This is a genomic window from Mesorhizobium sp. MC2-1-1, from assembly GCF_057597255.1.
This window is the reverse complement of sequence record NZ_CP195205.1, coordinates 730,063-750,511: the sequence shown is the minus strand read 5'-3', so window position 1 is coordinate 750,511 and position 20,449 is coordinate 730,063. Positions and strand designations below refer to the sequence as shown.

The window sequence follows — 20,449 nt, the reverse complement described above, 5'->3', positions numbered from 1 at the left end:
AACCGTACGGCACTGACGTTCACGCCTTGCGCTCCCAGCGCCGGTCGGGCGTTTGCTGCCAGTAGGTCACGGCGTGGCCGGCTTCCTTCATTGTCTTCCAATGGCCACGGGCGGCTTCGAGCTGCGCGGCGTCATGGCCGTCGAACAAAAAGACGGCGCGCTCGTAGCCGGAAAGCTCGGGTGGGCTGGCGCCGTCGACAAGGAAGCGGATCTGCGCGGCGTTCGGGTTGCCCTCGTCCGTGGTGAGCAGGATCGGCTGCTCGGCCGGATAGGCCTCGCGGTCGGTGGCATGCGCGAGGAAGGAATCGTCGCGAAAAACCCACAGATGCTGGTCTAGCGCGTCGCGCCGCTCCTCGGTTCCGGTCTGCACCACGGCGCGCCAGCCACGTTCGACGCTGCGCTCGAGCAGGCCCGGCAGCGCCTCCTCCAGCGTCGATTCCGTCAAATGGTAGAACAGGATGTCGGCCATCCCCTACCCTTCGTAGTGATCGCGCACCAGCCTATCGAGAAGCCTGACGCCGAAGCCCGAGCCCCATGACTGGTTGATCTCGCTCGACGGCGCGCCCATCGCGGTGCCGGCGATGTCGAGATGCGCCCAGGGCGTGTCCTTGACGAAGCGCTGCAGGAACTGCGCGGCGATGATGGCGCCGCCATAGCGGCCGCCGATGTTCTTCATATCGGCGTTCTTGGAATCGATCAGCTTGTCATATTCGGGTCCGAGCGGCATACGCCACAATCGCTCCTGGCTGGCCTGGCCGGCGCCGAAAAGCCGGCCGGCAAGCTCGTCATTGTTGGAGAACAGGCCGGCATAGTGCTGGCCGAGCGCCACCATGATGGCGCCGGTGAGCGTCGCCAGATTGACCATGAATTTCGGCTTGAAACGGTCGTTCGTATACCAGAGCGCGTCGGCGAGCACGAGGCGGCCTTCGGCATCGGTGTTGAGCACCTCGATGGTCTGGCCAGACATCGAGGTGACGATGTCGCCCGGGCGCTGCGCGTGGCCGTCGACGGCGTTCTCGACCAGGCCGATGACGCCGACCACATTGGCCTTGGCCTTGCGCGCGGCAAGCGCATGCATCAGCCCGGTGACGGCGGCCGCACCGCCCATGTCGCCCTTCATGTCTTCCATGCCGGAGGCCGGCTTCATCGAATTACCGCCGGTGTCGAAGGTGACACCCTTGCCGATGAAGGCAAGCGGCGCCTCCTTGGCCTTGCCGCCGTTCCAGCGCATCACCACAAGGCGGGCGCCGCGCGGCGAGCCTTGCGCGACGCCGAGCAGCGAGCCCATGCTGAGCTTCCTCATCTCTTTTTCAGCGAGGATCTCGACCTCGACGCCGAGTTGCTCCAGCTCCTTGACCCGTTCGGCGAAATCGACCGGCCCCAGCACGTTCGCCGGCTCGTTGACGAGATCGCGCGCAAGCAGGACGCCGTCGACCACAGCCTCCTCACCGACGAATGCCTTCTTCGCAGCCGCGGGGTCGGCGCAATGGATGGTTATCCTGGCCGGCTTCGCGGCCTCGGCCTTCCTGGCGTCGGCCCCCTTTGGATCAAATTGGCCGTCCTCCTTGTCTTTCCTGGTCTTGTATTTGTCGAAGGCGTAGCTCCGCAGCAGGATGCCGGCGGCAAGGCCCGCCGCCTGGCGGCCATCGGCCTGCAGTTCCGGCAGATCGAGGATGACGGCCACCTCGGTCGCCTTGCGCAGCGATGCGGCAACCGCGCCACCGAGCTTCAGCCAGGCATTGTCGTCGAGGGCTGAAACCTTGCCGGCGCCGACCGCCACCAGCCGATCGACCGACGTTCCTTCCGGCGCCAGCACCTCGGCCGAACTTGCAAATTTGCCGGAGAAATCGGCGACCGGAAAGGCACGGGCAAGCGCGCCGGCCGGATCGCAGGCCTTCGCCGCCTCGCCAAGTCCGCCGCCGTCGGCCGCGAACACGAAGACGCTGCCCTTTTTCGGAGCAGCGAATTTGGCGAAAGAAATGGATGGTCTCGACGTCATCAGGTCCTGCTTTCGGAGGTGGCCGCTAGGTGCCGGCAAAGATTATTTTCAGCGAGCGATAGGTTCGGCAAGCGTGCGCGACATTTGGTCGTTTTCAGCCATTTAGCAAGACTTTGGCCGAAATCGCTGTCTATATCAGCGCTACCATGGACGAGGGATTCGCCTCGGCACTATCTTAGCTTGCTGCCGCAACCTGCTGTTAACCATAGATGTTTTGCATTTCTTATCCATTGACGCGGACACTCCGCCGCGCCTGGGAACGCGGTGTGGGCGACAAACCGGAGCAAGCCGCCCCATGACCCAGTTGTGCGCGCGACGCCGGATGATTACCTTGTCGGCGGGCATGATGCCGTTCGGCAAAATCGAGAAAAGCCTTCATGAAGGTCGTTGAACGCTACATCATGCGCCGCGCCGTGGGAATGTTCCTGGCGGCCCTGATCTGGACGCTTGCGATCGTGTGGACGACGCAGGTGCTGGCCAAGATCGACCTCGTCACCGACAACGGCCAGTCGGCACTGACCTTCTTCGAAGTCGCCGCACTCATCATCCCCTCGATCATCCCGATCGTGGTGCCGTTCGCCCTGGTGGTGGCGGTGGCGCAGACGCTGAGCGCGATGAACACCGATTCGGAACTGGCCGTGCTAAGCGCCGCCGGCGCCTCGCGCTGGACGATCGCCAGGCCGATCCTGTTGCTCGCGGCTTTTGCCTGCGCCTTTTCCTTCATCGTCGACAACGCCATCGACCCCTATGCCAGGCAGAAGAACCGCCAGTTGGTCGCGGCCTCGCGCGCCGACCTCGTGTCGCTGATCATCCAGGAAGGCACGTTCCGCAAGATCGACGAGGGCCTCTACCTGCAGGTTGGCGAACGGCTTCCCGGCAACCGGCTGGGCGGCATATTCGTGGCCGATTCGCGCGAGGAAGGGGCAAGCCTTACCTATTACGCCAAGACCGGCAGCGTCGTCGAAAAGGGCGACGAGAAGGTGCTGATGATGAACGACGGCGTCATCAACCGTAAATCGGTGACTGGCGACCTCTCGGTCATCCGCTTCACGTCCTACGCCTTCGACCTGTCGGCTTTCATGTCGGCGGCGAACGACATCACGCTTTTGCCCAAGGACCGCACGACGACGTATCTCCTCAATCCGGATTCCAACGACAGGCTCTTCCAGCGCGAGCCGGGCAGCTACCGGGCCGAGTTGAACCAGCGTTTTGCGGAATGGAGCTATTCGCTGGTGTTCGCGCTGATCGCGCTTGCCGTCGCGGGCGATGCCCGCTCGCATCGCGAGGCGCGCATCCATCCGCTGATCACGGCAATCGCGATTGCGCTATTCGTGCGCTGGCTGGGCTTCTTCGCCGCCGGCAAGGCCGACAAGGTCTGGTATTATGTCTATCTGCTCTATGGCATTCCGATCGTCGCCTCGGCGATTTCCATCTGGTTCATCGTTTCCTCGCGCAGCATGGAACTGCCCGCCGCCTGGGCCGACTGGCTGACAAATCTCGGCAGCCGCGTCAGCGAAAGCTGGGCGGCGTTGAAGCTCTGGCTTGCCCGGCGCAGCACTTCCGGCCAGGGAGCCTGACGATGGGCTGGACGCTGGGCCGCTATTTCTTCTTCCGCTATGTCACCATCACCGTCTGGTTCTTCCTCGGCCTGCTGGCCCTGGTGTTCCTGATCGACTTTACCGAGCTTTCCGGCCGCACGACCGGGCTGCCGGGCTTCACCTACGGCACGGCCTTCGCCATTTCGGCGCTCAGGATGCCGATGATCATGCTGCAGACGGTGCCGTTCGTCGGGCTGTTCTCGGCAATGGCGACGCTGGTGTCGCTCAACCGCCGCTACGAGCTGGTGATCGCGCGCTCGGCCGGCGTTTCGGCCTGGCAGTTCCTGTTCCCGTGCTGCGTCGGCGCGCTGATGTTCGGCGTGTTGTCGGTGGCAGTGATGAACCCGATCGCCGCGCATGGCTTTTCCTGGTCCGAGCAGATGGAGAACGACCTGCGGGCCGGCAAGTCCAACGCCGTGACCACCAACGTCACGCCGTGGCTCAGGCAGAAGACCGAATCAGGCGACACCATCATCGGCGCCCGCGCCATCCTCAATCAGGGCCTGGAGATGGCGGACGCAGTGTTCTTCATCCTCGACCAGCAGGGCAACATCACCGAGCGCAAGGATGCGGCCAAGGCCTTCCTGCGCGACGGTTACTGGGAACTGCAGGACGTCAAGGTCTTCAAGGGGGGCAATATCCAGGCGCTGGCGACCGACAAGGTGGCGACCAACCTCAAGCCGGAATTCGTGCAGGAGCGGCTGGCGCGCCCGGAAACCATCCCCTTCTACGAGCTGCCGCGCAAGATCGAGGTTGCCCGCTCCTTCGGGCTGAAGGCAAATGCCTTCGCCATGCAGTTTGATTCGCTGGTGGCGCTGCCTTTCCTGCTCGTCGCCATGACGCTGATTGCTGCAACGGTTTCAATGCGATTTGCGCGAATGGGGCAGTCGGCAACGATGATTCTGGGTGGCGTCGTGGCCGGCTTTCTGCTTTATGTCGTTTCGGTACTGGTCAAGGCATTCGGTGTGGCTGGATTCGTGCCTACGGTAGTGGCAGCATGGGTTCCGGTCGTCGTGGCTATGTTCTTTGGGGTGACATTTCTGCTATACAAGGAAGACGGCTAGTGAGGGAGGCGGTTTTGCGCAGCCATAGGCAGGCCGGTTTGGCACGCCTCTATGGGGCGACCGCCTTGGCATGTCTGTTCGCCTGTGCGGTGCCGCTGGCACCCGCGCTGGCGCAGACTGTGACTGCCAAGCCGGTCCCTTCCGGCACGCAGATGCTGCTGGCCGCCGATACGCTTGTCTATGACAACGACAAGCATACGGTGACAGCCGTTGGCGGTGTGCAGATCGACTATGGCGGAAACAAGCTCGTGGCACAGCGCGTGGTGTACAACCGCGACACCAAGCGCCTCGTGGCCAGCGGCGCCGTCGAGCTGATCAACAGCGACGGCACCAAGGTCAATTCCGAACATATCGACATCACCGACGACTTCGCCGACGGCTTCACCAACGCTCTGCGCGTCGAGACGACCGACAAGGCCTATTTCGCCGCCGAGAGCGCCGAGCGCATGGGCGGCGTTCTGACCACGTTCCACAATGGCGTTTACACCGCCTGCGAGCCTTGCGAGGACAAGCCGGACAAAGCGCCGACCTGGCGCATCAAGGCGCGGAAGATCATCTGGAACGGAGAGAAGAAGACGGTCCGCTTCGAAAACTCCAATTTCGAGTTCTTCGGCTTCCCGCTCGCTTATTTGCCGGCCTTCGAGATCGCCGACCCGACCGTGAAGCGCAAGAGCGGCTTCCTGATCCCCGGCGTCGTCTACAACAACCATCTCGGCGTCGGCATCAAAGTCCCCTATTATTTTGCCCTTTCGCCGACCTATGACCTCACCGTCACCGGCAGCGGCTATACCAAGCAGGGCTTCCTCGGCGAGGCCGAGTGGCGCCAGCGCTTCAACAACGGCGAGTACTCGCTGAAGATCGCCGGCATCAACCAGCAGGATCCGAACGCGTTCATCGGCACCGGCAACCGGTACGTCGTCGATTCGGGCGAGCCCGGCGACCCGAACAAATTCCGCGGCATGATGGGCACCAAGGGCCAGTTCGCCATCAACGAGCGCTGGAACTTCGGCTGGGACGTGCTGCTGCAGACCGACAAGAATTTCTCGCGCACCTATAACATCGACGGGTACAACGACCTCGCCCATCAGTCGTCGATCTATTTGACGGGCTTGAGCGACCGCAACTATTTCGACGTTCGCGCCATGCGATTCGAGGTTCAGGAGGACACGCTCTCCAGCGATCCGACGGCGCGCGCGGCCAAGCAGCCTTGGGTGCTGCCGTCGCTCGACTACGCCTACATCCCCGATATGCCGGTGGCGGGCGGCCAGTTGTCGTTCAACGTCAATACGCGCGTCATCAGCCGCGACCGGTTGGATGAAACATTTGACGAAAACTCGAAAGTTTTGCGTGTTCCGGGCCTCGAAGGCCAATCCAGCCGGTTCACCGCCGAGGCCGAATGGAAACGCACCTTCACCACCGACGGCGGCCTGCAACTGACGCCGCTGCTCGCCTTCCGTGGCGACGCCGGCTACGTCAACGCCAATTCGGCTTCGCTCGCCGCGGTGAACCAGATGGGCGCGAATCTCGGCGAAAACGTCGACATGCGTTCCTCGCTTGCCCGCTACATGGCCACTCTCGGCCTCGAGGCGCGTTGGCCGCTGCTGTTCTCGATGCCGAGCTCCAGCCATATATTGGAGCCGACCGCGCAGGTCTTCGTGCGTCCGAACGAACAATATGTCGGCGGGCTGGCCGTCCCCAACGAGGACGCGCAGAGCTTCGTCTTCGACGCCACCACGCTGTTCGAGCGCGACAAATTCTCGGGCTATGATCGTATAGAAGGCGGCACGCGCGCCAATGTCGGCTTCCGCTATTCGGGTGCCTATGACAATGGCTGGGCCACCAACGCCATCTTCGGCCAATCCTATCAGCTCGCGGGCCTGAACTCTTTCGCCGCTCCCGATCTCGTCAATGTCGGAGCCCAATCCGGCCTGGACAAGCAGACCTCGGACTATGTCGGCCTGGTCGGCTTCAACAGCCCGAGCGGTTTCTCCGGCTCGCTGAGTGGGCGTTTCGACGAACAGACCTTCGAGGTCAGGCGCGCCGAAGTGAAGGCGGCCTATTCCAGCCTGCCGATATCGCTCAGCGCCAAATACGCCTTCATCGAGGCGCAGCCTCTTTACGGCTTCACCACCGACCGCCATGAAGTCACGCTTGGCGCCTCGACGCATCTGGCGCAGAATTGGCGGCTCTTCGGCACCGGGACCTACGACATCCGGAGCAACGTGCTGGTCAAGGACGGGGTAGGCTTCGCATACAACGATTCCTGCTTCACCTACATCATGACCTATTCGCAGACACGCGATACCATCACCAAGGAAGTGTCGCAGAATATCGGCTTCAACCTGTCGTTCCGCACGCTGGGCGATTTCGGCTCGTCGACCAGCGCGGTCGATACCATCCAGTAACCGAGGCCGGCGCGTGGCCTGCGAGCCGGGCGCCGATGGTGCCTTGGACTTGATTTGGAGCGTGAGCCCCCGAAAATGCACTGGATTCTCGGGGCCATGCGCTGGCGACATCGTTTCGCCGCATAGGATGGGCATGGGGGGCGACTGCATCGCGCAGGCGTTTGGAGGATGTGCGGCGATGTCGCGCCGACGAAATTGGGGCGGAAAAACTGGGAAGATAAGATGAGGAAATACCTGTTTTCGGCAGGATTGGCGCTTCTGGTGGCGGCGGCTTCGGTTTCGGTCTCGGCTGTCGTGCAGCCTGCTTTCGCCGCGGAGATCAAGTACGTCGTCAATGGCATTCCGATCACCTCCGGCGACATCGCCCACCGTGCGGCCTTCTTCAAGCTGCAGCACAAGAAGGGCGACGCCAAGCAAGAGATGATCGACCAGACGCTGCGGCTGGCCGAGGCCAAGCGGCTCGGCATCCGCATCACCGACCAGCAGGTCGAAGCCGCCTACCAGCGCTTCGCCTCGGGCAACAAGATGCCGCTGGCGAAGCTCGACGCGATCATGACGCAGTCGGGCGTCACCAAGGAGCATTTCAAGGAATTCATCCGCGCCCAGATGGCCTGGAACCAGGCGCTCGGCGCGCGCTACCGCTCCGGCGAAGGCGGCTCGGTGACCGAGCAGGACGCCGTGCGGCGCATGCTCGACAAGGGCGGCGCCAAGCCGACCGCCACCGAATACATGTTGCAACAGGTGATCTTCGTGGTGCCGGCATCGGAGCGCGCCGCCACGCTCGCCAAGCGCAAGCGCGAGGCCGACGCAATGCGCGCCCGCTTCAGCGGCTGCACCACCACGCGCGAATTCGCCAAGGGCCTGCTCGACGTCACGGTGCGCGATCTTGGCCGCGTGCTGGCACCGCAATTGCCGTCGGACTGGGCCGAGCAGATCAAGGCGACCAAGGTCGGCGGCGCGACGCCGACCCGCGAGACCGAGCGCGGCGTGGAATTCATCGGCATCTGCTCGTCGCGCGAGGTTTCCGACGACAAAGCCGCGCAGATGGTGTTCCAGGCCGAGGGCGGCAACGACAAGGACGCCGACGCGCTCAGCAAGAAATATGTCGACGAGCTGCGCCAGAAGGCCAAGATCGTCGAACGCTAGAGCCGGGTGACTTCCGGTCGGATAGAGCCTTTCGGCATCACGCTGATGAGCAATTCCGGAAAGGAGTGGCGCGGTTCTTTCCCTCCGGGATTGCGTCAGAACAAAGGATGGAGCGGCAGGGTCCGACGCGTGCCTCGACACCGCAGAAAGTCCGCCTTCCGTCGCGGCATGAACCGCCTGGTCCGCGGACTCGCATGAGTATGAAGAAGCCCGACGCGCCGCTGGCGCTCAGTGTCGGCGACCCTTCGGGCATCGGACCCGAGATAGCCATCGCCGCCTGGCAGGCGGGCGACAGCGCCGGCGTGCCGCCTTTCTATCTCATCGCCGACCCCGCCCTGGTCGAATCCCGCGCCCGCCGTATCGGCGCAAACGTGACGATTGCCGAGACGTTGCCGGAGCAGGCGGCGCATCGTTTTGCCCGCGCGCTTCCCATCGTGCCGCTCCATGCGCGCCATGTCGACCTCCCTGGAAAGCCGGACCCGGCCAATGCCGCCGGCACCATCGAAGCCATCGACCGCGCTGTCGACGACTGTCTCGCCGGCCGCGCCGCCGCTGTGGTCACCTGCCCGATCGCCAAGAAGCCGCTCTACGACGCGGGCTTCGGCTTTCCGGGCCACACCGAGTATCTGGCGCACCTGGCCTCGCGCCACACCGGCAGGGCGGTGACGCCGGTGATGCTGCTGGCCGGACCCGAATTGCGCGCCGTGCCGGTCACCATCCACATTCCCCTGGCCGAAGTGCCGAAGGTGCTCACCACGGAACTGATCGTCGCCACGGCGCGCGTCACCGCCAATGATCTCAAGTGCCGCTTCGGCATCGCGCGGCCGAGGCTCGCCATCGCCGGGCTCAACCCGCATGCCGGCGAAGGCGGCGCGATCGGTCTGGAGGATCTGTCGATCGTTCTCCCGGCCGTGAAGGCGCTCCAGGCCGAGGGCATCGACGCGGTCGGACCGCTGCCGGCCGATACGATGTTCCATCCGCGCGCCCGCGCCTCCTATGACGCGGCGCTGTGCATGTATCACGACCAGGCGCTGATCCCGGCAAAGACGCTCGCTTTCGACGAAGCGGTCAACGTGACGCTGGGGCTGCCCTTCGTGCGCACCTCTCCCGACCACGGTACCGCCTTCGACATAGCCGGAAAGGGCATCGCGCGCGCCGACAGCCTGATCGCGGCGCTGAAGCTGGCGCGCCGGCTGGCCGATAGCGACCGCCAAGCCGCGGCCGCGTGAGGCTCCGTTGAACGGGCGCGTCACGATCGACGGATTGCCGCCGCTACGCGAGGTGATCGAGCGGCATGGGCTGCAGGCCAAGAAGGCGCTCGGGCAGAATTTCCTGCTCGACCTCAACCTGACTGGCAAGATCGCCCGCGCGGCCGGCGATCTTGGCGAAGCGACGGTGATCGAGGTCGGCCCTGGCCCTGGCGGGCTGACGCGGGCGTTGCTGTTCAACGGGGCGCGACGCGTGATCGCCATCGAGCGCGACGAGCGCTGCCTTGAAGCGTTGGCCGAGGTTTCCAACCATTATCCCGACCGTCTGGAGGTCATTGCCGGCGACGCGCTCAAGACCGATTTTGCAGCACTTGCCGGCAAGGCGAATGGCGGGGCGGTGAAGATCGTCGCCAATCTGCCCTACAATATCGGCACCGAGCTTCTGATCCGCTGGCTGACGGTGGCTGACTGGCCGCCCTTCTACCGGTCGATGACGCTGATGTTCCAGCGCGAGGTGGCGGAGCGCATCACGGCGGATCCGGGCAGCGACGCCTATGGCCGGCTCGGCGTTCTGGCCGGCTGGCGGACCGAGGCGAGGATCGCTTTCGACGTGCCGCCACAGGCTTTCACGCCGCCGCCGAAGGTCACCTCCTCAGTGGTGCATCTGGTGCCGCGCCCGTCTCCCCTGCCCGTCGACGGCAGAAAGCTCGGCCGCGTCACCGAGGCGGCCTTCGGCCAGCGCCGGAAGATGCTCAGGCAAAGCGTGAAGAGCCTGGGCGGCGAGGCGTTGCTGACACGCGCCGGCATCGACCCGACGCGGCGGGCGGAAACTCTCAGCGTAGAAGAGTTTGTCCGGCTGACCAACGCGGTTTGACCGCCGGCGCCACCACTGGAACCCACAAAACGGCGCCATAGATAGCCGGGCGAAACCGCCTGGAGCCTGCAATGCCTGCCTATATCATTTCCGACGTTACGATCCGCGACCGGGAAGCGTTCGAAGCCTATCGAACCCGCGCCGCAGCCTCCATCGCCACGCATGGCGGCCGCTATCTGGCCCGGGGCGGCGACGTGGAGACGCTGGAAGGCGACTGGCAACCCAGACCACTGATCGTCGTTGAATTTCCCGACATCGAGACCGCGCGCCGCTGGTATCGCTCCGACGAGTATGCGGCGGCGCTGGAGGTTCGCGATGCCGCGCTCAGCCGCAACCTCATCCTGGTCGATGGGTTGGGTTGTGACGCGCATGATAGGTAGGGTAGCGCTCGTCATTCAAACGCATTACATTCATGGCAAAGGAGATTGCCATGCCAGCGAACGCACTTGTTCAGACGCGTATCGACGCCGATATTCGGGATCGGGCTTCCGCAGTGCTCGAAAACATGGGGCTGACAGTCTCGGATGCGGTACGGATACTGCTCACCCGAACCGCCAACGAAGGTGCGCTGCCGATTGATCTCGTCGCAAACAGCGAGGCTTACGATGCGTGGTTTCGCGCCAAAGTGCGCGAGGCACTTGGCGACACCCGGCCTGACATTCCTGATGATCAGGTCGAGGCGCATTTCGCTGAAAGACGCGCTGCGGCGCGTCACAAGGCCGACGAGCCCAAGTCTTGAAGATCGTATGGTCGGCCTTCGCGCTTTCCGATCGCGATGAGATATTCACACATATCGAGGCTGACAACCCTGTCGCCGCGATCGCGGTCGATGAGCGGATTGTCACCGCCGTCAGCCACCTTCAAGACTTTCCCGAGAGTGGCCGGACCGGCAGACTTCCAGGCACACGAGAGCTTGTCATCGTTGGCACGCCATATGTCGCAGCCTATCAACTGACCCAGGGCAGGGTTCGAATCCTGCGTGTGCTTCACGGGGCACAGCAGTGGCCAGACGATCTGCCGGCCAGTTGATCCGATTTCTTATCGGCTTGGCAACGCAGCGGCGCCTGCCTCACCCCGTCTTCTCGTCCAGCAACGCGGAAATGAAATCGAACAGCCCGGGCCGCCTGTCGCGGCGCAGGCGCTCGGCGGCGACGATGGCCCGGACCTCGGCGAAGGCGCGATCGAGATCATCGTTGACGATGACGAAGTCGTATTCCTTCCAATGCTCGATTTCGAGGCGGGCGTTCTTCAGCCTCGTCTCGATGACGGATTCCTGGTCCTCGGCGCGACGCTTCAGGCGCGCCTTCAATTCCTTCATCGACGGCGGCAGGATGAAGATCGAGACGATGTCGGCGCGCATCTTCTCCTTGAGCTGCTGGGCGCCCTGCCAGTCGATGTCGAACAGCATGTCGCGGCCTTCGGCCAGCGCGACCTCCGCCGGTTCGCGCGGCGTCGCATAGCAATTGCCGTGAACCTCCGCCCATTCGAGCAGCGCGTCGGAATCGCGCAACCGCTCGAATTCTCGCATGGTGCGGAAATGATAGTGGACGCCTTCGATCTCCGAACCGCGTCGCGGCCTCGTGGTGACGGACACCGAAAGCTCGAGGCTTGGATCGCTTTCCAGAAGATTGCGCGCGATCGTCGACTTGCCGGCGCCCGACGGCGACGACAGCACCAGCATCAATCCGCGGCGGCGGATGCGGGACCCCAGATCCCTGGCAGCCGTCGGCTCCTTGGCAACCATACCCGTCACTCCAGATTCTGGACCTGTTCGCGAAACTGGTCGACCACCGCCTTGAGCTCCAGCCCGATCGCGGTGACCGCGGCGGCGTTCGACTTGGAGCATAAGGTATTCGATTCGCGGTTGAATTCCTGAGCAAGAAAATCGAGCTTGCGGCCAATGGCGCCACCGCTTTTGAGCAGCGATCGCGCTGAAGCGACATGCGTCTTCAGCCGGTCGATCTCCTCGCGTATGTCGGCCTTGGTGGCGAGGAAGGCTGCCTCCTGATGCAGGCGGACAGCATCGAGATTGGCCGAGGCATCCATCAGGACACGCACCTGCTCTGCGATGCGCTCGCGGATTGCGGCGGGCTCGCGCGACGGGTCGGCTTCGGCTTTCAGCGTCAGCGTCTCGATGGCGTCGATATGCGCTGAAAGCAGCGCGCCCAGCGCCACGCCTTCGCTGTGGCGGGCCTGTTCAAGGCCGGCAAGCGCCGCCTCGAGCGCCGACAGGATCGATGCATCGAGAACGGCGCGCTCCTCCTCGGTCTCGACTGCTTCGGGGATGTCGAGCACGCCGCGCAGGGAGAGCAGGCCGTCTGCCGTCGCGGGTTCGGTGCCGAACTGTTCCTGCAAGCGTTTCGCCAACCCTGCCAGGTCCTTGAGGAATGCCTCGTTGACCACCGGCTGGGCCTGCCTGGCCGCGGCGCGGCCGACGGTCAGCGTCGCCTGGAAGTTGCCGCGCGCGAAACGCTTCTGAACGGTCTGCCGAACGGCAGTCTCCAGCCGGTCGAAACCTTGCGGCAGCCTCAGCCTCACCTCGGCGCTCTTGCCGTTCACCGATTTCACCTCCCAGGCAATCGAGGTGCCGTCGCTTTCGGCGGTGGACCGCGCGAAACCGGTCATGCTTTGCAGGTTCATCGTGCCTGTCATCCCCCTGTGGCGGGCCAGCGTACATGGCCCGGCGCTATGCGCCTCAAAAAGCCGGTCGAAGCCGGTGCCCCCTCAAAACATGAATATGGCGTCGCGTCAAAGGACGCACGCGGCGAGACCAACGCATCCCGCCGAACGGATCCAGGCGAGGCGCTGCATGGCCTTATCCAAGGAATGTCATTGTCCCGACACCGCCGCGCTTACGGTGCGGCATTGTTCGAGCCTACTGCGCGGCGTCGCCTCCGGCATCGCCGTTCTCGCCGCCATCAGCGGCGGCATTGCCGTCGGCGCTGCTGTCGGGGATGGCCGGCGCCGTCGTCTGGCCGGAAGCCTTGGCGGCGGCGTCGGCCTGCTTCTTCTGCAGCGCCCGATAGCGGGCGACGTTCTGGTTGTGCTCCTCCAGCGTCGCGGCAAAGACGTGTCCGCCATTGCCGTCGGCGACGAAATAGAGATCGTCGGTCTTCGACGGATTGGCGACCGCTTCGAGCGCCGCGCGCCCCGGATTGGCGATCGGCGTCGGCGGCAAGCCCTTGATCAGGTAGGTGTTGTAAGGCGTCTGCTTGTCGAGGTCGGACTGGTAGATCGGCCGGTCTGCCGGCTTCCCCTTGCCGCCGAACAGGCCGTAGATGATGGTCGGATCGGACTGCAGCCGCATGCCCTTGGCCAGGCGGTTCAGGAAGACGGCGGCAACGCGCGAGCGCTCGTCACTCCTGCCCGTTTCCTTCTCGACGATCGAGGCCAGCGTGATGAAATCATCGATGTTGGCGATCGGCAGGTCGGGCGCGCGATGCGACCAGACGTCCTCGACCAGCTTCTTCTGGTCGGCGACAAGCTTGTCGACCATCTGCTGGCGGGTGGCGCCGCGGGTGAAACGCAGCGTGTCGGTGGCAATGCTGCCCTCCGGCGGCAAGGTCTTCGGCATGTCGCCGGTCAGCGCCTCCTGGTCGGCAACGCGCTGGAGCGCCTGCTCTACCGTCAGCCCTTCGGGAATGGTGAGCGAGTACATCACCGATTTGCCGCTCTTGAAGAGCTCCATGATGTCGCGCATCGAAGCGCGCGGCTTGATTGCGTATTCACCCGCCTTCAGGGCCGATTCATTGCCGGTGGCGCGCACGCCGAGCCGGAAGATGCGGGCGTCGCTGATCAGGCTGCGCCGCTCCAGCTGATCGGCGATCTCTTGCACGCCGGTGTTCGGCTTGATCATGAAGGTATCGCCATTGGCGGACGGGCCGGGCTCGACGAAGGCCTGCATGCCGAAATAGAGCGCAGCGCCCGAGGCGAGCACGACAAGGATCGCCACGGAGAGGAAGAAATTCAGGAACACCACGACCTGGCTGCGCGAGGCGCGCGAACGCTTCGACGGCGGCGGTGTCCCCGCTTCGGGTCGCAGGGCTTCGGCGGCTGTCTTGGGCACGATCGGTCCTTGCGTCTGACGCTGTCCGAATTCCCCGCCGCCCGGATTTGTATTCATAGCGCCCTACCGTCTCATCTCGCAACGAATCCCCCGGCCGAAGGCTAGGGGAGAATTTGGCAAAAATGACGGCAGGTGGCGGGACTGCCGATTATGCTGTCTGTCTCTGAGCAATCCTGGACGGAAAATCGATGCGCACTTTCCTGGAATCGCTCCGGCCGGCTTTTCAGCCACCATACCGCTGGAACACGAGCGAGGCGTTGGTGCCGCCGAAACCGAACGAGTTCGACAGCGCTACGTCGATCTGGCGCTGGCGCGGCTTGTTCGGCACGAGATCGATGGCCGTCTCGCGTTCGGGATTGTCGAGATTGATGGTTGCGGGGGCGACGTTGTCGCGGATGGCAAGGATCGAGAAGATCGCTTCCGCGGCGCCGGCGGCTCCCAGCAGATGGCCGATCGACGACTTTGTCGACGACATCGAAATCTTCGAGGCGGCGTTGCCGACCAGCCGCTCGACCGCGCCGAGCTCGATCGTGTCGGCCATGGTCGAGGTACCGTGGGCATTGATGTAATCGACGTCGGCCGGCGAAAGCCTCGCCCGGTTCAGCGCCGCCGTCATGCAACGGTATGCGCCATCGCCGTCTTCGGCCGGCGCGGTGATATGGTGGGCATCGCCGGTCAAGCCATAGCCGGTGACCTCGGCGTAGATCTTGGCGCCGCGCGCCTTGGCATGCTCCAGCTCTTCCAGCACGACCACGCCCGCGCCCTCACCCATGACGAAGCCATCGCGGTCGCGGTCATACGGGCGTGAAGCCGTTTCGGGGCTGTCATTGCGCTCGGTGGACAGCGCGCGACAGGCGGCGAAGCCGGCAATCGACAGCCTGGTGATCGGCGCCTCGGCGCCGCCGGCCAGCATCACGTCGGCATCGCCCCACATGATCAGCCGGGCAGCGTCGCCAATGGCGTGCGCGCCGGTCGAGCAGGCGGTGACAACCGCATGGTTCGGCCCCTTCAGGCCGTGGCGGATGGAGACCTGACCCGAGACCAGGTTGATGATCTGTCCAGGGATGAAGAACGGGCTGATGCGGCGTGGGCCGCGTTCCTTCAGGATCATCGCGTTTTCGGCAATGCCGTCGATGCCGCCGATGCCCGAGCCGATCAGGACACCGGTGGCACACTGGTCCTTATATGTCTCGGGCTTCCAGCCGGAATCGGCCAGCGCCTCGTCGGCGGCCGCGATGCCGTAAAGAATGAACTCGCCGATCTTGCGCAGTTCCTTGGGCTCGAGCACGGCCTCCGGATTGAAGGTGCCGTTCGAGCCGTCGCCGCGCGGGATGATGTGGGCGATCTTGCAGGCAAGATCGTCCACCTCGAACTCGGTGACGCTGCGGCAAGCGCTGCGGCCGGAGAGCAATTCCCGCCAGCTGTGCTCGAAGCCCATGCCAAACGGCGAAAGCAGGCCAAGGCCCGTGACGACGACACGCCTCATCGCAGGTCCTCCCCGGTGATGCCTGCGAAAGAACTCAGGCCGAGGCCTTGTCGATATACTTCACGGCATCGCCGACGGTGAGGATGGTCTCAGCGGCATCGTCCGGAATCTCGACGCCGAACTCTTCTTCGAACGCCATGACGAGTTCGACCGTGTCGAGGCTGTCCGCGCCCAGATCGTCGATGAAGCTGGCCTGCTCCGTCACCTTGTCGGCATCGACGCCCAGATGCTCGATGACGATCTTCTTGACGCGCTCTGCGGTGTCACTCATTTGGGGCAATCCTCGTCTTATGTTGTCTGTCTTCGTTAGCGGGCGGAATGCCGCTAATCAAGCTGAAAGATGGTCTTGCGGGCTACGCAAAGCGCAGGACCGGTTTTTGCCCGAACCGCCGGGTTGCGGGCCGCATTACACGAAAAATGGCGAGCGTCCAAGCCGAAATGGCTGTTTTCACAGCCGTCTGACGCCCCTTCCAATCATCGTCCCCGTCAGATCATCGCCATGCCGCCATTCACATGAATGGTCTGGCCGGTGACGTAAGCCGCCTCGTTGGAAGCGAGATAGGCGACAGCCGAGGCAACCTCGGCGCTGGTGCCCATGCGCCTTGTCGGGATCGCGGCCATGATCGTCTCTTTCTGCTTGTCGTTGAGCTTGTCGGTCATGGCCGATTCGATGAAGCCCGGGGCGACGCAATTGACGGTGATGTTGCGGGTTGCGATCTCCTGCGCCAGCGATTTGGAAAAGCCGATCATGCCGGCCTTGGAGGCGCAGTAATTGGTCTGGCCGGGATTGCCGGTGACGCCGACCACCGAGGTAATGTTGATGATGCGGCCGTGGCGGCGGCGCATCATCGGATGGGTCAGCTCGCGGGTCAGCCTGAACACGGCGGTCAGGTTCACCTCGATCACACTGTCCCAGTCGGCGTCCGACATGCGCACGAACAGGCCGTCCTTGGTGATGCCGGCATTGTTGACCAGGATATCGACGCCCTCGAGATCGGCTTCCGCCTTCTGTCCCAGCGCCTTGACCGCGTCGCGGTTCGTCAGGTCGGCCGGAAACAGTTTTACGCGCTCGCCCAATTCGCCCGCCAAAGCCTCCAGCTTCTCAACCCGGGTGCCGTGCAGGCCGACGATCGCGCCCTGGCTATGCAGCACCCTGGCGATCGCTTCGCCGATGCCTCCCGATGCTCCGGTGACGAGCGCCTTACGGCCGGTCAGTTCGAACATTGTTGTCTCCTGATCTAAGGGCGCACCCTTGGCACAGGTGCGGTCAAATCGCCAGCCTGTCAGGCGAGCGCGGCCAGCGCAGCCTCGACTTCCGCCGCCGTGCCGATGGCGCCGGTGGCGATGTCGCGGTTGATGCGGCGCGCCAGACCCGACAGCACCTTGCCGGCGCCGACCTCGTAGAGCGTCGCGACGCCGTTGGCGCCGAACCATTCCACCGTCTCGCGCCAGCGCACGCGGCCGGTCACCTGCTGGACCAGGCGGCGGGCGATTTCATCCGGATCGCTGGTCGGCGTCACCGTCACGTTGGAGACGACCGGCACTGCCGGCGAGGATTTCGCAACACCCGCCAGCGCCTCGCGCATGATGTCGGCCGCCGGCGCCATCAGCGCCGAATGGAAGGGGGCGGAAACCTGCAGCATCAGCGCCCGCTTGGCGCCTTTTTCGGTGCAGAGCTTCGCCGCCAGCTCGACCGCAGCCTTGGCGCCCGAAATCACCAGCTGGCCGCCGCCATTGTCGTTGGCGACCTGGCAGACGGAGCCGCTGGACGCTTCCGCGCAGGCCGCTTCGACATCGGCCTGCTCCAGTCCGATGATCGCCGCCATGGCGCCCTCGCCCGCGGGGACCGCCGCCTGCATGGCGTTACCGCGGGTCCTGAGCAGCCGCGCCGCGTCGCCGACAGAAACGAAGCCCGCCGCGGCAAGCGCGGAATATTCGCCCAGCGAATGACCCGCCACATAGGCTACCTTGTCCGTCAGAGAAAAACCGCGCGCCTCCAGCGCCCGCATGGCCGCCAGCGACACCGCCATCAGCGCCGGCTGGGCGTTGGCGGTCAGCGTCAGCGTCTCTTCCGGCCCTTCCCAGATGAGTTTCGACAGTTTTTCGCCGAGCGCGGCATCGACTTCCTCGAAGACGCGGCGCGCTTCCGGGAAGGCATCGGCAAGGTCCTTGCCCATGCCGACGGCCTGGCTGCCTTGCCCCGGAAAGGTGAATGCGACGGCCATTTTGGTCTCTCCAGCGCTGGTTTTGTCTGCCTCTGGCGCAAGGCGGACGGCCAAGTCAAGCCCGCGGGCGCCCCCACGATCCTCATTTCAGCTGGAAAAACCGGCTGCCTCCCTGTTCCAAAAGGCTTTTTGGCGATCACACCTGATGAAAACCGCTCACGTTTAGTTTGCTGGCTCTTCTTATTTCCGCCACAGGCGCTAGCTTCGCGTGACAGTTCGATGACAGAAGCGTGACGGGCGTGGAAGGCGTGTCGCGTGGGCCGGGGGATGTAACGTGGCAAGGATCAGGAACCGCGCGGCTAAGCGCGTGCCGCAGTTTTTAGAAGACGACCCGTCCACCGGCTACCTGCCGGGACGCGCCTGGCCGACTATACGCTACGGCCTGACCACGCTTCTCGTCTCCGCTCTTCTGGTATTCTCGATCGAATGGATCGTGCGCGGCGATTTGTTCGGCACGGTCGATTTCTTCTTGCAGCCGTTCAAGCCGGGCTGGACAACCATCATTGTCTTCGCCTTGATGCTGGTCGGGCTCGACGCGGTGCTCGGGCGCAGTCACCAGAGCCTGATGATCGTGGCGCCGCTGACGCTGGCGCTCGCCTTCGTCGGTCACCAGAAATCGCATTATCTCGGCGATCCGCTCTATCCGACGGACTTCCTGTTTGCCCGCCAGATCGTGGCGCTGTTGCCGCTTCTGGTGCGCGAGCGCCCATGGACAGCCGTCATGCTGGCTGTAGGCATCGTCGGCGGCCTGGCGCTGCTGGTCCATGGGTGGCGGACCTGGCGCCGGCGGGTGCCGATCCTCAGCCGCAAGGGCCGGCTGGCGCGGCTGGCGCTTGCCGTGCCGTTGCTCGCCTTCTTCGTCTCGATCATGGACTACGCCACCTTCTCGTGGACGCGCGACCGGCTGCAGATCATCCCGATCATGTGGGACCAGAAGGAAAACTACGCCTCCAACGGCTTCGCCCTGGCCTTCGCGATGAATGTGCCGATGGCACATGTCTCGGCGCCGCCCGGCTATACGGACAAGACGATGGACGCGATCCAGCGTCCCGACGTCGCCGCTTCGGTGCCCGACGAGAAGCCGGACATCGTGGTGGTGATGAGCGAATCCTTCTGGGATCCGACTCGATTGCCGGGGGTGACGATAAAGCCCGACCCGATCCCGACGGTGCGCGCCTTGCGCTCCGGCTCGATGTTCTCGCCCGAATTCGGCGGCATGACCGCCAATATCGAGTTCGAGGCGCTGACCGGCTTTTCCAACGCCTTCCTGCCGGCCGGCTCCATTCCCTACCAGCAATATGTGCGCTCCCCCACTCCGTCGCTGGCGACCTTCCTGAAGAGCGAGGGGTACCGGGCGCGCGCCATCCATCCCGGCACCAACTGGTTCTGGAACCGCGGCGCCGTCTATGCCGATTTCGGCTTCAGCGACTTCCGGTCCGAGGAAACGCTGCCGCCGATGGAAAAGCGCGGGCCGCTGGCTTCCGACGCGGCGATGACCGACGAGATCATCCGCGAGGCCGACGCCAGCGACGACCCGGTGTTCCTGTTCGCCGTCAGCCTGCAGAACCATGGACCCTACGAGCCCTACCGCTACTATAATCCGACGCATTCGGTCGACGCGCCGATCAGTTCCTGGGCGCGGGAATCGCTGCTTTCCTATGCCGAGGGCTCGGCCGACGCCGACCGCGGCCTGCAGCGGCTGATCGACTGGGCGAAGGCCCGCCAGCGGCCGACCATCGTCGCCTTCTTCGGCGACCACCTGCCGCCGCTCGGACCGGTCTATGTCGAGACTGGCTTCCTCAAGGACAATGTCGCGCCGCGCAAGGAGCCTAGCGCCGACGCCGCGCTCGAGCACCACAACACGCCTTTGGTCATCTGGTCGAACCGCTCCGGCCCGGTGGAGAATCTCGGCGCGGTGAGCCCGGCCTTTCTGCCCTACCATATCCTGACCAAGGCGGGCATCACCCACCCGTATTACACAGGCTTCCTCGGCGCGCTGCGCGAACACTACCGCGTTGTCGACCGCAACCTGCTCCTGTCGCCTTCGGGCGACGCGACGCCGGATTGGTCGCGGCAGAAGCAGATCGATCCGAAGATCAACGATTTCCGGCTGATCCAGTACGACATGATGTTCGGCAAGCGGCGCTCGGCGCCGGACTTCTTCCCCGAAACGGTGGACAAGCTCGTCGCGCACACGAGCTAGGCTCTTGCGAGGAGGCGGTGTCTTCCGGCCTTGCCTTCCCTCGAAATTGCTGTATAGACGCACGCAATCTGCCGGTCCTTGCTGGGGGCTGAACGGAGGGCCGTGGCCGTCAAAGGCGCCACGACACGAAGCCAGAAGCGCTTCCAGCCTCCCGTGTCTCCGCTCTCGACCGTCT

Annotated in this window: 19 protein-coding genes; 10 read left to right on the top strand and 9 right to left on the bottom strand. The window is 64.3% G+C overall.

What is annotated here, in order from left to right; translation table 11 throughout:
• Positions 1 to 19 precede the first annotated feature (19 nt).
• Both ACR64R_RS03515 and ACR64R_RS03510 read right to left on the bottom strand, forming a co-directional pair.
• On the bottom strand, positions 20 to 469 hold the full coding sequence (locus ACR64R_RS03515) for a DNA polymerase III subunit chi (RefSeq protein ID WP_487360304.1): 450 nt from the start codon (positions 467 to 469) through the stop codon (positions 20 to 22).
• A gap of 3 nt (positions 470 to 472) precedes the next feature.
• On the bottom strand, positions 473 to 1,999 hold the full coding sequence (locus ACR64R_RS03510) for a leucyl aminopeptidase (RefSeq protein WP_487360303.1): 1,527 nt from the start codon (positions 1,997 to 1,999) through the stop codon (positions 473 to 475).
• Between the two features lie 377 nt (positions 2,000 to 2,376).
• Here ACR64R_RS03510 and lptF point away from each other — a divergent pair, with 377 nt between their 5' ends.
• The 9 genes from lptF to ACR64R_RS03465 all read left to right on the top strand — a co-directional run bounded on the left by lptF (position 2,377) and on the right by ACR64R_RS03465 (position 11,323).
• Complete coding sequence (gene lptF / locus ACR64R_RS03505) at positions 2,377 to 3,576, top strand: LPS export ABC transporter permease LptF (RefSeq protein ID WP_487360302.1); 1,200 nt, start codon at positions 2,377 to 2,379, stop codon at positions 3,574 to 3,576.
• 2 nt (positions 3,577 to 3,578) lie between these two features.
• The gene (gene lptG / locus ACR64R_RS03500; protein ID WP_487360301.1) at positions 3,579 to 4,661 is read left to right on the top strand and encodes an LPS export ABC transporter permease LptG; all 1,083 of its coding nucleotides are present in this window, start codon (positions 3,579 to 3,581) and stop codon (positions 4,659 to 4,661) included.
• Complete coding sequence (locus ACR64R_RS03495; protein ID WP_487360300.1) at positions 4,661 to 7,066, top strand: LPS-assembly protein LptD; 2,406 nt, start codon at positions 4,661 to 4,663, stop codon at positions 7,064 to 7,066. Before lptG ends, ACR64R_RS03495 begins: the two co-directional genes overlap by 1 nt.
• 222 nt (positions 7,067 to 7,288) lie before the next feature.
• Positions 7,289 to 8,212, top strand: coding sequence for a SurA N-terminal domain-containing protein (locus ACR64R_RS03490; RefSeq protein WP_487360299.1), 924 nt, complete (start codon positions 7,289 to 7,291; stop codon positions 8,210 to 8,212).
• Positions 8,213 to 8,412: 200 nt separating this feature from the next.
• Positions 8,413 to 9,441, top strand: coding sequence for a 4-hydroxythreonine-4-phosphate dehydrogenase PdxA (gene pdxA / locus ACR64R_RS03485; RefSeq protein ID WP_487362367.1), 1,029 nt, complete (start codon positions 8,413 to 8,415; stop codon positions 9,439 to 9,441).
• A gap of 7 nt (positions 9,442 to 9,448) precedes the next feature.
• The gene (rsmA, locus tag ACR64R_RS03480; protein WP_487360298.1) at positions 9,449 to 10,294 is read left to right on the top strand and encodes a 16S rRNA (adenine(1518)-N(6)/adenine(1519)-N(6))-dimethyltransferase RsmA; all 846 of its coding nucleotides are present in this window, start codon (positions 9,449 to 9,451) and stop codon (positions 10,292 to 10,294) included.
• A gap of 71 nt (positions 10,295 to 10,365) precedes the next feature.
• Positions 10,366 to 10,674, top strand: a complete 309-nt coding sequence (locus ACR64R_RS03475; RefSeq protein ID WP_487360297.1) for a DUF1330 domain-containing protein — start codon at positions 10,366 to 10,368, stop codon at positions 10,672 to 10,674.
• Between the two features lie 50 nt (positions 10,675 to 10,724).
• Complete coding sequence (locus tag ACR64R_RS03470) at positions 10,725 to 11,033, top strand: type II toxin-antitoxin system RelB/DinJ family antitoxin (RefSeq protein WP_487360296.1); 309 nt, start codon at positions 10,725 to 10,727, stop codon at positions 11,031 to 11,033.
• Complete coding sequence (locus tag ACR64R_RS03465; protein WP_487360295.1) at positions 11,030 to 11,323, top strand: type II toxin-antitoxin system RelE/ParE family toxin; 294 nt, start codon at positions 11,030 to 11,032, stop codon at positions 11,321 to 11,323. Before ACR64R_RS03470 ends, ACR64R_RS03465 begins: the two co-directional genes overlap by 4 nt.
• A 40-nt stretch (positions 11,324 to 11,363) precedes the next feature.
• Here ACR64R_RS03465 and gmk read toward each other — a convergent pair whose 3' ends face one another.
• The 7 genes from gmk to fabD all read right to left on the bottom strand — a co-directional run bounded on the left by gmk (position 11,364) and on the right by fabD (position 18,071).
• Positions 11,364 to 12,038, bottom strand: coding sequence for a guanylate kinase (gene gmk / locus ACR64R_RS03460; RefSeq protein ID WP_487360294.1), 675 nt, complete (start codon positions 12,036 to 12,038; stop codon positions 11,364 to 11,366).
• A gap of 5 nt (positions 12,039 to 12,043) precedes the next feature.
• Positions 12,044 to 12,934 (bottom strand): YicC/YloC family endoribonuclease, encoded by an 891-nt coding sequence (locus tag ACR64R_RS03455; RefSeq protein WP_487360293.1) that lies wholly within the window; start codon positions 12,932 to 12,934, stop codon positions 12,044 to 12,046.
• A gap of 235 nt (positions 12,935 to 13,169) precedes the next feature.
• Positions 13,170 to 14,417, bottom strand: coding sequence for an endolytic transglycosylase MltG (gene mltG / locus ACR64R_RS03450; RefSeq protein ID WP_487360292.1), 1,248 nt, complete (start codon positions 14,415 to 14,417; stop codon positions 13,170 to 13,172).
• 166 nt (positions 14,418 to 14,583) lie between these two features.
• Positions 14,584 to 15,846, bottom strand: coding sequence for a beta-ketoacyl-ACP synthase II (gene fabF / locus ACR64R_RS03445; protein WP_487360291.1), 1,263 nt, complete (start codon positions 15,844 to 15,846; stop codon positions 14,584 to 14,586).
• A gap of 34 nt (positions 15,847 to 15,880) precedes the next feature.
• Positions 15,881 to 16,117, bottom strand: a complete 237-nt coding sequence (locus ACR64R_RS03440) for an acyl carrier protein (RefSeq protein WP_006203723.1) — start codon at positions 16,115 to 16,117, stop codon at positions 15,881 to 15,883.
• Between the two features lie 215 nt (positions 16,118 to 16,332).
• Positions 16,333 to 17,070, bottom strand: a complete 738-nt coding sequence (gene fabG / locus ACR64R_RS03435; protein WP_487360290.1) for a 3-oxoacyl-[acyl-carrier-protein] reductase — start codon at positions 17,068 to 17,070, stop codon at positions 16,333 to 16,335.
• 59 nt (positions 17,071 to 17,129) lie between these two features.
• On the bottom strand, positions 17,130 to 18,071 hold the full coding sequence (fabD, locus tag ACR64R_RS03430) for an ACP S-malonyltransferase (protein WP_487360289.1): 942 nt from the start codon (positions 18,069 to 18,071) through the stop codon (positions 17,130 to 17,132).
• Positions 18,072 to 18,345: 274 nt separating this feature from the next.
• On the opposite strand from fabD, the gene ACR64R_RS03425 reads away from it, so the two are divergent.
• A complete protein-coding gene (locus ACR64R_RS03425; RefSeq protein WP_487360288.1) occupies positions 18,346 to 20,274 on the top strand; it encodes an LTA synthase family protein in 1,929 nt (642 codons plus the stop codon).
• The last annotated feature ends 175 nt before the right edge of the window (positions 20,275 to 20,449 follow it).

Excerpts from the sequence above, each read along its gene's own strand:
- ACR64R_RS03440 (WP_006203723.1), bottom strand. The coding sequence starts at position 16,117 with ATGAGTGACACCGCAGAGCGCGTCAAGAAGATCGTCATCGAGCATCTG.
- lptG (WP_487360301.1), top strand. The coding sequence starts at position 3,579 with ATGGGCTGGACGCTGGGCCGCTATTTCTTCTTCCGCTATGTCACCATC.
- fabF (WP_487360291.1), bottom strand. The coding sequence starts at position 15,846 with ATGAGGCGTGTCGTCGTCACGGGCCTTGGCCTGCTTTCGCCGTTTGGC.
- ACR64R_RS03455 (WP_487360293.1), bottom strand. The coding sequence starts at position 12,934 with ATGAACCTGCAAAGCATGACCGGTTTCGCGCGGTCCACCGCCGAAAGC.
- fabD (WP_487360289.1), bottom strand. The coding sequence starts at position 18,071 with ATGGCCGTCGCATTCACCTTTCCGGGGCAAGGCAGCCAGGCCGTCGGC.
- ACR64R_RS03475 (WP_487360297.1), top strand. The coding sequence starts at position 10,366 with ATGCCTGCCTATATCATTTCCGACGTTACGATCCGCGACCGGGAAGCG.
- ACR64R_RS03515 (WP_487360304.1), bottom strand. The coding sequence starts at position 469 with ATGGCCGACATCCTGTTCTACCATTTGACGGAATCGACGCTGGAGGAG.
- ACR64R_RS03490 (WP_487360299.1), top strand. The coding sequence starts at position 7,289 with ATGAGGAAATACCTGTTTTCGGCAGGATTGGCGCTTCTGGTGGCGGCG.
- mltG (WP_487360292.1), bottom strand. The coding sequence starts at position 14,417 with ATGAATACAAATCCGGGCGGCGGGGAATTCGGACAGCGTCAGACGCAA.
- gmk (WP_487360294.1), bottom strand. The coding sequence starts at position 12,038 with ATGGTTGCCAAGGAGCCGACGGCTGCCAGGGATCTGGGGTCCCGCATC.
- pdxA (WP_487362367.1), top strand. The coding sequence starts at position 8,413 with ATGAAGAAGCCCGACGCGCCGCTGGCGCTCAGTGTCGGCGACCCTTCG.
- ACR64R_RS03510 (WP_487360303.1), bottom strand. The coding sequence starts at position 1,999 with ATGACGTCGAGACCATCCATTTCTTTCGCCAAATTCGCTGCTCCGAAA.
- fabG (WP_487360290.1), bottom strand. The coding sequence starts at position 17,070 with ATGTTCGAACTGACCGGCCGTAAGGCGCTCGTCACCGGAGCATCGGGA.
- lptF (WP_487360302.1), top strand. The coding sequence starts at position 2,377 with ATGAAGGTCGTTGAACGCTACATCATGCGCCGCGCCGTGGGAATGTTC.
- ACR64R_RS03470 (WP_487360296.1), top strand. The coding sequence starts at position 10,725 with ATGCCAGCGAACGCACTTGTTCAGACGCGTATCGACGCCGATATTCGG.